Annotated in this window: 10 protein-coding genes and 1 pseudogene; 9 read left to right on the top strand and 2 right to left on the bottom strand. The window is 66.5% G+C overall.

Annotated elements, in window-relative coordinates; all coding sequences use genetic code 11:
• Positions 1–16 precede the first annotated feature (16 nt).
• Entirely contained in the window at positions 17–490 is a 474-nt protein-coding gene (locus NS4_RS30640) for a metallopeptidase family protein (RefSeq protein WP_169811838.1), read from the bottom strand.
• An 85-nt stretch (positions 491–575) separates the two neighbouring features.
• On the bottom strand, positions 576–809 hold the full coding sequence (locus NS4_RS30645; protein WP_039826355.1) for a WhiB family transcriptional regulator: 234 nt from the start codon (positions 807–809) through the stop codon (positions 576–578).
• Positions 810–1,321: 512 nt separating this feature from the next.
• Between NS4_RS30645 and cofD the strand changes: the two genes are divergently transcribed.
• The 9 genes and pseudogenes from cofD to ahcY all read left to right on the top strand — a co-directional run bounded on the left by cofD (position 1,322) and on the right by ahcY (position 8,815).
• Positions 1,322–2,320 (top strand): 2-phospho-L-lactate transferase, encoded by a 999-nt coding sequence (gene cofD, locus NS4_RS30650; RefSeq protein WP_063062952.1) that lies wholly within the window; start codon positions 1,322–1,324, stop codon positions 2,318–2,320.
• On the top strand, positions 2,317–3,687 hold the full coding sequence (locus NS4_RS30655) for a coenzyme F420-0:L-glutamate ligase (protein WP_063062953.1): 1,371 nt from the start codon (positions 2,317–2,319) through the stop codon (positions 3,685–3,687). Before cofD ends, NS4_RS30655 begins: the two co-directional genes overlap by 4 nt.
• Entirely contained in the window at positions 3,684–4,202 is a 519-nt protein-coding gene (locus NS4_RS30660) for an NUDIX hydrolase (protein WP_063062954.1), read from the top strand. The genes NS4_RS30655 and NS4_RS30660 overlap by 4 nt, the downstream gene beginning before the upstream one ends.
• Positions 4,203–4,484: 282 nt before the next feature.
• Positions 4,485–4,763, top strand: a pseudogene (locus NS4_RS30665) (alkane 1-monooxygenase); the annotation flags it as partial.
• Complete coding sequence (locus NS4_RS30670; protein ID WP_063062956.1) at positions 4,760–4,945, top strand: rubredoxin; 186 nt, start codon at positions 4,760–4,762, stop codon at positions 4,943–4,945. The pseudogene NS4_RS30665 and the gene NS4_RS30670, both read left to right, overlap by 4 nt.
• A gap of 29 nt (positions 4,946–4,974) precedes the next feature.
• A complete protein-coding gene (locus NS4_RS30675) occupies positions 4,975–5,157 on the top strand; it encodes a rubredoxin (protein WP_030523349.1) in 183 nt (60 codons plus the stop codon).
• 40 nt (positions 5,158–5,197) lie between these two features.
• Positions 5,198–5,818 carry a TetR/AcrR family transcriptional regulator gene (locus NS4_RS30680; protein ID WP_063062957.1) on the top strand — a complete coding sequence of 207 codons (621 nt, stop codon included), beginning with the start codon at positions 5,198–5,200 and terminating at the stop codon, positions 5,816–5,818.
• A gap of 226 nt (positions 5,819–6,044) precedes the next feature.
• Positions 6,045–7,208 carry an alkane 1-monooxygenase gene (locus NS4_RS30685; RefSeq protein ID WP_063062958.1) on the top strand — a complete coding sequence of 388 codons (1,164 nt, stop codon included), beginning with the start codon at positions 6,045–6,047 and terminating at the stop codon, positions 7,206–7,208.
• 125 nt (positions 7,209–7,333) lie between these two features.
• Positions 7,334–8,815, top strand: coding sequence for an adenosylhomocysteinase (ahcY, locus tag NS4_RS30690; RefSeq protein WP_063062959.1), 1,482 nt, complete (start codon positions 7,334–7,336; stop codon positions 8,813–8,815).
• Positions 8,816–8,906: the final 91 nt, after the last annotated feature.

An 8,906-nucleotide genomic window follows, 5' to 3' on the forward strand; every position in this document is an offset into this window, starting at 1 on the left:
CCGCCAAAAAACACAGCTATTCCGGGTCTATGACGTCGGGGTCGACGCCGAGGTAGGTCGCGATCTGCTGGACCAGTACTTCGCGGAGGAGCTCTACCAGATCGTCGGGGTCGCCGGCGCGGAGTTCGAGGGGTTTGCGGAACAGCACGACCCGGGCGCGGATGGGGGTGCCGTGCCGGTCGACGCCGGCGGGGATGAGCCGAGACAGCGGGACCGGGCCGTCGGCGACGACCTCGTCCGGCCAGGTCACCGAATCCGGGTGCAGCGGGCGGATTTTGGGTACATCGTCGACCGCGATGTCGAGTTTGGTGAGCCGATCGTGCCAGCGGGTGTCCAGCGGAGCGAAGGCTTCCAGGACCAGCCGGTCGAATTTCTGGCCCCGGGTGCGCCACGCCGGGACGGTCGGCGGCAGCATCGGTCCGCGGACACCGCGGCCGCGACGGCTGACCGACCGGGCGGTCGGGGGTCTGCGGTTGCGGGATCGTGCCATGACCGCCAACGTTAGTCAGTGATCGCCGACCGCGACGGCCCGCCCCGGCCACATGCTCCGGGGCGCACCGACGCGAGCGGTGTCGTCAGCCGATACCGCGCTTGAGGCGCCGGCGCTCCCGCTCCGACAGGCCGCCCCAGATTCCGAAACGCTCATCGTGCGCGAGCGCGTATTCCAGGCATTCGTCACGGACCTCGCATCCCATGCAGATGCGTTTGGCCTCGCGGGTGGAGCCACCCTTCTCCGGGAAGAAGGCCTCCGGGTCTGTCTCCGCGCAGAGCGCGCGTTCTTGCCACTGTTCTTCGATGGAGCCGAACATCTCGTCGAAACCGGTCACGATCAGGCTGAGCCGGGGAGTCGTTTCACCCTCGCTCCGATCGAGCCCGGACCAGCCGTTGTCAGCAGCGACGCCTCGTGCTGCGCCTGCTGTGAAATCGGTTCGCGATACACCCACCGGAATGCCGGCCGGGGCCAGATCATCGGCCATCGCTCCGCCTCCTCACTGTGTGTTAGCGCAGAAGAATTCATTTCCGTCGATCAACGCGCATACCGACGGCCAAACTCCGCGACGTTGTCTCGCGGACTTCCCCGAACCTGTCATTCCAATTCGAACATCCGTTCGAGTTTCCGTACGCGCCTTGCACTTCCCGCGCGACCCGGAATGACATGTCTGTGATTAGACACGCCGCCCGTAGTGATGGTCAAGCCACCGTCACTATTCCGTTACTATCCCGCGCGGCATTCCGAGTCGATCTTGTGACCCGAATAGCAAATGAGCGGCAAATATGGCGGAAGACGCACCATTTTCCGCGCGGCATAGTGTGTACAGATGTGACTTCACAACAAGCGGACAGCGCACCCGCCAATGGTCCCCGTATCGTCGTCCTGGTCGGCGGAGTCGGTGGCGCGCGGTTCCTGCTGGGCGTTCGGGAGCTGCTGCCCGAGGCGGAGGTTTCCGCCATCGTCAATGTGGGCGACGATGTCTGGATGCACGGGCTGAGAATCTGCCCCGACCTCGATACCTGCATGTATACGCTCGGTGGCGGAATCGACCCGGAGCGCGGCTGGGGCCGGCTGGGAGAAACGTGGCATGCCAAGGATGAGCTCGCGAAATATCATGCCCAGCCCGACTGGTTCGGACTGGGGGACCGGGATATCGCGACTCACCTGGTTCGGACCGAAATGTTGCGCGCCGGGTATCCGCTCTCGGCGGTTACCGAGGCCCTCTGCAATCGATGGCAACCGGGTGTGAAACTCGTCCCGGCAACCGACGACCGCTGTGAAACGCATGTTGTTATCAGCGATCCGGAGAGCCCTGGCGAACGCCGCGCGATCCATTTCCAGGAGTGGTGGGTTCGCCACCGGGCGGCCGTCGAAACCCACGGATTCGCCACAATCGGGGCGGATGACGCCAAACCGGCGCCGAATGTGACCGAACTCATAGCTGATGCCGATGTTGTATTACTCGCTCCCTCGAACCCTGTGGTGAGCGTCGGATCGATCCTCGCGGTGCCCGGGATCCGGGGCGCGCTGCGCACCACGAAGGCTCCCGTCATCGGGGTCTCGCCGGTGATCGACGGCAAACCGTTGCGCGGTATGGCCGACGAGTGCCTGTCGGTGATCGGGGTGGAGACCACGGCGGAGGCGGTCGGTCGTCACTACGGATCTCGTTCGGCCACAGGGATTCTCGACGGCTGGCTGATCCACACGACCGATACCGCCGAGATCCCGGATGTGCAGGTTCGCAGTGTCCCGCTTTTGATGACCGATCCGCCCACCACTGCCGAGATGGTGCGTGAGGCCCTCGATCTGGCAGGAGTGAAGCCGTGACCACCACGAACCCGTCGGCCGAGACAGTGGCCGCGGACCATGCCGCCGCACAATTGCAGATTCTGCCGATCACCGGATTGCCGGAATTCCGGCCCGGTGACGATCTCGCCGAACATATCGCCGCCCGGGCGCCGTGGCTGATCGACGGTGATGTCCTCGTGGTCACCAGCAAGATCGTTGCCAAGGCCGAGGGGCGGATCGTGCCGGCACCGCACGATCCGCAGGAGCGCGATACCGCGCGGCGGCGGCTGGTCGAACAGGAGGCGGTGCGGGTGGTGGCACGCCGCGGCCGGACTCTGATCACCGAAAACCGGCTCGGCATCGTGCAGGCCGCGTCCGGTGTGGACGGATCCAACGTGGAGCAGGGCGAATTGGTGCTGTTGCCCGCCGACCCGGACGGCAGCGCGAAAGGATTGCGTTCGGCGCTGGGCGCACGGCTCGGTGTGGATGTCGCGGTGGTGGTCACCGACACCATGGGCCGCGCCTGGCGTAACGGGCAGACCGATGTCGCAATCGGTTCCGCGGGCCTGCCCGTGCTGCACGACTACGCGGGGGCCGTCGACGGACAGGGCAACGAACTACAGGTGACCCAGGTGGCGATCGCCGACGAACTGGCCGCCGCCGCCGATCTGGTCAAGGGCAAGCTCGGCGGGGTCCCGATCGCGGTGGTGCGTGGTCTGTCCGTGGCCGACAACGGTTCCAGCGCAGCGGATCTGGTGCGGTCCGGTACCGACGACCTGTTCTGGCTCGGCACCGCCGAGGCGATCGCGCGCGGACGCGGGGAAGCGGTGCTGATGCGCCGCTCGGTCCGCAGCTTCGCACCCGACCCCGTGGACCCCGAACAGATTCGCGCCGCAGTCGCGGTGGCGCTCACCGCGCCGGCGCCGCATCACACCCGCCCGGTGCGTTTCGTCTGGTTGCGCGACCGGGACCGGCGGCAACAGCTGCTCGAGGCGATGGCCGGCAAGTGGCGGGCCGATCTCACATCGGACGGTCTGGATCCCGAGCGGATCGAACGGCGGGTGAACCGCGGCCGCATCCTGTTCGATGCCCCCGAGGTGATCATCCCGTTCTGTGTCCCCGACGGCGCCCACGACTATCCGGACGACCGCCGGCGCGATGCCGAACGCACCATGTTCACCGTCGCGGTCGGAGCCGCCGTCCAGGGGCTGCTGGTCGCGCTGGCGACGGAGGGGCTGGGCAGTTGCTGGATAGGGTCGACCATCTTCGCCCCGGAGACGACCCGGGAGGTGCTCGGCCTGGACGGCGAATGGTTGCCGCTGGGTGCCATCGCGGTCGGGCATCCCACCGAGGAACTCCTCGCCCGTCCTCCGCGTGACCCAGCCGACGGTCTGGTGGAACTGTGACCGTCGAATCGCTGCACGCGTCGGCGACCGAACTCCTGACCGCCTGGCGGCCGGACTCGGGCGCCGAGGCCTCGCTGCGGGAGGCGATACTGGCCTTCCTCGGCTCGGCCCCGCGCGGTTGCCTGCGTGAGCACGCACCCGGGCATATCACCGCCTCGGCCGTGGTTTTCTCCGCAGACGGCCGCGAGGTACTGCTGACCCTGCATCCGCGGGTCGGGCGCTGGATCCAGCTCGGCGGGCACTGCGAGCCCGGCGACGACACTGTGGCCGCTGCCGCGTTACGCGAGGCTACCGAGGAATCAGGGATCCGCGGGCTGCGGCTGGATCCCGAGCTCTACGGCGCTCAGGCGCATCCGATCACGTGTTCGCTCGGCGCCCCGACCCGGCATCTGGATCTGTTGTTCCGGATCACCGCACCGCCGGGAGCGGTCCCGGTGCGCAGCGCGGAATCCACCGATCTGCGGTGGTGGCCCGTCGACGGGCTGCCCGCGGACGCGGACGTGCTGATCCGGTGAGGTGTCCGCTGCTCGGCCGGTCACGGCCGAGCAGCGGTTTCGCAGGCAGACGTCCGCGGGCTCGAGTCACTACACATAACCTACGAGTGAACCTCGGAGCTGTTCTCTACCGAACTCATAAACGTCTCCGCTTCGAGCCTTCTTCGCGCTTACCGTGTCAGAAGTGGGTGTGGCGCGCACACCCCGGTGCGCTCGCGTGCGGAAGTCGGACAGCAGGCCCTGCCGAGCCCTATCAGAAATGAGACGGAGATGTCCGCCGAGCCTACGGATCCACTCCGCCCGAATCCTGGCCTGTACCACCTGCAGCGGCACAGCGATCACCACGCGTTCCCGACGCGGCGATACCAGACGCTGCGCACCTGGCAGCAGGCCCTGGCGCTGCCCGCCGGATACGCGGGAATGATCACGCTCGCCTACCTGCCGCCGCTGTGGCGGCGCGTGATGGACAGGCGGGTGCTCGCGCATTATGGCGGTGATATCACCCGTGCCGATATCCATCCTCCGGTGCGGGACCGGGTACTCGCGCACTACGGCGCGGCCGCGGTGGAGGCGCCGGAATGAGCGAATACCGCTGCCCGGTGTGCGACTACGTCTACGATGAGCACGCGGGTGCCCCGCGCGAGGGTTTCCCGCCGGGTACGCCCTGGTCGGAGGTGCCCGACGACTGGTGCTGCCCGGACTGCGCGGTCCGGGAGAAAATCGATTTCGAGCCGTTGCCCGCCCGCCCCGGAGGCCGGCGGTAGCCCGATCGACCGAAAGGCCGGTGAGCTCCATGACCGATTACAAGCTGTATCAGTGCGCCCAGTGCGGCTTCGAGTACGACGAGGCGCTGGGGTGGCCGGAAGACGGGATCGCGGCCGGTACCCGCTGGGACGATATCCCCGAGGACTGGACGTGCCCCGACTGCGGTGCGGCCAAATCGGATTTCTTCATGATCGAAATCGAGCGAACTTGAAACTTTGACTCACACGGTGAGTCGTGCAAGTGTCGCTGATATGCCGAGCACCGGAGCCCGGAATGCCGCCCAGGAGTCTGCGCGTGAGCTGCTGCGCACAACCGTTCTCGACGCGATGCGAGACCTGCTGGTGCAGCGTGACTGGTCCAAGATCACCCTCACCGATGTGGCAGCCGGCGCCGGAGTGAGCCGGCAGACCCTCTACAACGAATTCGGTTCGCGCGGTGGGCTCGCCGAGGCCTACGCCGTCCGGCTCGCCGATCACCTCGTGGACCACGTGGAAACGGCGCTGGCCGCCAATGTGGGCGATGCCCAGGCGTCCATCCGGGACGGTCTGGCGAGCTATTTCCACGACTCGGCACAGGATCCGCTCGTGCAGTCGCTGCTGCTGGGTGAGGTGAAACTCGACCTGCTCCGCCTCATCACCCTCGATGCCGGCACGCTGATCGCCCATGCCACCGAGCGGCTGTCGACGGTGATGCAGCGCAGCTGGATCGCGCTGACGCAGGCTCAGGCCCGCACCTTCGCCCATGCGCTGGTGCGCCTGGCGATCAGCTATATCCCCACCCCGCCGCCACCCGGCCACGATGCGCCGGCCGAACTCGGACGAGTTTTCAGCCCCTATGTCGCCGCTGTTCTCGCCGAACAGGGGTTGCGGTGAATTCGCTCCAGGGCTCGCACTGAACAATCAACGGGTTCTGCTGCCCCTGGGCGGGTAGCGGAGGATTCGCTGGAAGTGCCGGATGTGTGGTCGTCCGACGGTCGCTACGGTGCCCGCGTGTAACAGCTCCCACGCTCCGGGCGAACAAGGACGCATCAGTGACGCGGGTTCTGTCAATATATAGGCCGCTGTAGGTAGGTACCGGGTTCTCGATAGCGGGGCAAAAGTGCAATTGGTTGGTAAGTCGGCTGGGTCGGCCGATCCCAAACGCCATCTGTGGGTTCTGGGACTGATCGCCCCGGCGTGTGCGCTGCTGCCGTCGCAGCTGGTGCTGCACACCGGGCTCGAGGTGTTCTGGTGGCTCGGACCGATCGTTGTGCTGGTGATCATTCCGCTACTCGATGTGCTCGTCGGCGACGACGGCACCAACCCGCGCGACGAGGATTACGAAACTCTTTCCAACGATCGCTTCTACCGGTGGTGCACCTACCTCTTCCTGCCCATTCAGCTGATCGGCCTCACCCTGGCCGGTTACCTGTGGGCCGGTTCCGAGCTGAGCATCGTCGACAAGATCGGACTCGCCACCACTTTGGGACTGGTCTCGGGGATCGGTATCAACGCCGCACACGAACTCGGGCACCGGGTGGAACGCCTGGAACGCTGGCTGGCCAAGATCGCGCTGGCGCAATCGGGGTACGGGCACTTCTTCGTCGAACACAACCGAGGCCACCATGCCCGGGTCGCGACCCCCGAGGACCCGGCCAGTGCCCGGCTCGGCGAGAGTCTGTGGACTTTCCTGCCGCGCAGTGTGCTCGGCGGCTTCCGCTCCGCGATCGTCCTCGAGCGGGAACGGCTGCGGCGGACCGGTAGCGGCTGGTGGAGCCCTCGCAACCACATCCTGCAGGCCTGGTCGATGACCGTGGCGCTCTTCGGGGCCCTGATGCTGGTCTTCGGCTGGGAGATCCTGCCGTACCTGCTGTTGCAGGCGGCGCTCGGCGCCGGGCTGCTGGAAACGGTGAACTACATCGAGCACTACGGGCTGCTCCGGGAACGCCGGCCGGGCGGCCGCTATCGTCGGTGCACCCCGCGCGACAGCTGGAACAGCGATCGGCTGGTCACCAATATCTTCCTGTTCCACCTCCAGCGGCACAGCGACCATCACGCCAACCCGGGACGCCGGTACCAGACCCTGCGCAGTTCAAACGAGGCCCCGCAACTGCCCGCCGGCTACGCGGCGATGGTGGTGCTGGCCGTCGTGCCACCGCTGTGGCGGGCAGTGATGGACAAACGGGTCCTCGCCCACTACGACGGCGATATCACCCGGGCCCATCTCTCTCCCGCCAAACGGCGCCGGCTGCCGACACCTGCCCAGGGGACTGTCGCGGCCTGATCACCGGGCCCGCCGAAGCGTTACCGACCGGCTATCGCGCCGACCGGCACACCCGCGCCGCAGGGCGGGACAACCGGCTAGCCTAGCGGTCGAGACCGATACCGAGAGAAGGCTGATCCACGCTGATGACGACCTCCGAACTGCCTCGAACCTCGCTGAGCACCGATACCCGCAACGGTGTCGAATACAAGGTCGCGGATCTGGCGCTGGCCGATTTCGGCCGCAAGGAGATCCGGCTGGCCGAGCACGAGATGCCCGGATTGATGGCCCTGCGCCGTGAGTACGCCGATGTCGCCCCGCTGAAGGGCGCCCGGATCTCCGGTTCGCTGCATATGACTGTGCAGACGGCTGTGCTGATCGAGACCCTCACCGCGCTGGGCGCGCAGGTGCGGTGGGCCTCCTGCAATATCTTCTCCACCCAGGACCACGCGGCTGCTGCCGTGGTGGTGGGCCCGCACGGCACGGTCGACGCGCCGCAGGGTACTCCCGTTTTCGCCTGGAAGGGCGAAACGCTGGAGGAGTACTGGTGGGCGGCCGAGCAGATGCTCACCTGGCCCGGCGAGCCGGCCAATATGATCCTCGACGACGGCGGCGACGCCACCATGCTCGTCCTGCGTGGCGCCCAGTTCGAAAAAGCCGGTGTGGTTCCGCCGGCCGACGAGGAGCATTCCGCCGAGTACACCGTTTTCTTGAACCTGCTGCGTGAGAGGTTCGAAAGCGACAAGGGCAAGTGGAGCGCGATCGCCGAGAGCGTCAAGGGCGTCACCGAGGAGACCACCACCGGCGTGCTGCGGCTCTACCAGTTCGCCGCCGCCGGCGAACTGAGCTTCCCGGCGATCAACGTCAACGATTCGGTCACCAAGTCGAAGTTCGACAACAAGTACGGCACCCGGCATTCGCTGATCGACGGCATCAACCGCGGCACCGATGTCCTCATCGGCGGTAAGAAGGTGCTGATCTGCGGTTACGGCGATGTGGGCAAGGGCTGCGCGGAATCGCTGGCCGGCCAGGGCGCCCGCGTCCAGGTCACCGAGATCGACCCCATCAACGCCCTGCAGGCATTGATGGACGGCTTCGACGTGGTCACCGTGGAACAGGCCATCGCCGACGCCGATATCGTCGTCACCTCCACCGGCAACAAGGACATCATCACCCTCGAGCATATGAAGGCGATGAAGGACCAGGCCATTCTCGGCAATATCGGCCATTTCGACAACGAAATCGATATGGCGGGCCTGGAACGTTCCGGCGCGACGAAGTTGAATATCAAACCCCAGGTCGACCTGTGGACGTTCGGGGAAACCGGTAAGTCCATCATCGTGCTGTCGGAGGGGCGTCTGCTCAACCTCGGCAACGCCACCGGCCACCCCTCTTTCGTGATGAGCAACAGCTTCTCCAACCAGGTGATCGCGCAGATCGAACTGTGGACCAAGCCGGAGGAGTACGACAACGAGGTCTACCGCCTGCCCAAGGTGCTCGACGAGAAGGTCGCCCGGATCCACGTGGAAGCGCTCGGCGGCACGCTGACCAAGCTCACCAAGGAGCAGGCCGAGTACATCAATGTCGATGTCGAGGGCCCGTTCAAACCCGAGCACTACCGGTACTGATCCCACCGGCTCGGCCCACCCCGCCCGCGCCCGCCTGCCCCGGCAGGTGGGCGCGGACGTCCGAGTAGGCTGCTCGGCATGAGCGAGTCAG

The sequence above is a fragment of the Nocardia sienata NBRC 100364 genome, assembly GCF_001613205.1.
GTDB classification, from domain to species: Bacteria; Actinomycetota; Actinomycetes; order Mycobacteriales; family Mycobacteriaceae; genus Nocardia; species Nocardia sienata.

Bases quoted from the DNA above. Each gene is read 5' to 3' on its own strand.
- ahcY (WP_063062959.1), top strand. From the start codon at position 7,334: ATGACGACCTCCGAACTGCCTCGAACCTCGCTGAGCACCGATACCCGC.
- NS4_RS30645 (WP_039826355.1), bottom strand. From the start codon at position 809: ATGTTCGGCTCCATCGAAGAACAGTGGCAAGAACGCGCGCTCTGCGCG.
- NS4_RS30675 (WP_030523349.1), top strand. From the start codon at position 4,975: ATGACCGATTACAAGCTGTATCAGTGCGCCCAGTGCGGCTTCGAGTAC.
- NS4_RS30670 (WP_063062956.1), top strand. From the start codon at position 4,760: ATGAGCGAATACCGCTGCCCGGTGTGCGACTACGTCTACGATGAGCAC.
- NS4_RS30680 (WP_063062957.1), top strand. From the start codon at position 5,198: ATGCCGAGCACCGGAGCCCGGAATGCCGCCCAGGAGTCTGCGCGTGAG.
- NS4_RS30640 (WP_169811838.1), bottom strand. From the start codon at position 490: ATGGCACGATCCCGCAACCGCAGACCCCCGACCGCCCGGTCGGTCAGC.